This window comes from Streptomyces sp. AC555_RSS877, assembly GCF_019049245.1.
Classification (GTDB): Bacteria; Actinomycetota; Actinomycetes; order Streptomycetales; family Streptomycetaceae; genus Streptomyces.
The window spans coordinates 1-286 of the sequence record NZ_JAGMUK010000101.1 but is presented as its reverse complement, the minus strand read 5'-3'; the positions used below and the strand labels follow the sequence as shown (position 1 = coordinate 286).

2 rRNA genes are annotated in these 286 nt (G+C 57.3%); both read left to right on the top strand.

The features are described 5' to 3' along the window. Positions 1–76, top strand: a 23S ribosomal RNA gene (locus KUM49_RS35425); the annotation flags it as partial. A gap of 93 nt (positions 77–169) precedes the next feature. After that, positions 170–286: ribosomal RNA gene (gene rrf / locus KUM49_RS35420) — 5S ribosomal RNA — on the top strand.

The following is a 286-nucleotide window of genomic DNA, read 5'->3' as shown; positions in this document are numbered from 1 at the left end:
TGGGTTGATAGGCCGGATATGGAAGCACGGTAACGTGTGGAGTTGACCGGTACTAATAGGCCGAGGGCTTGTCCTCAGTTGCTCGCGTCCACTGTGTTGGTTCTGAAACCACGAACAGCCCCATGCCCATGGTCACGGGTGTGGTGCGGCTGAAACAGTTTCATAGTGTTTCGGTGGTTATAGCGTGAGGGAAACGCCCGGTTACATTCCGAACCCGGAAGCTAAGCCTTACAGCGCCGATGGTACTGCAGGGGGGACCCTGTGGGAGAGTAGGACGCCGCCGAAC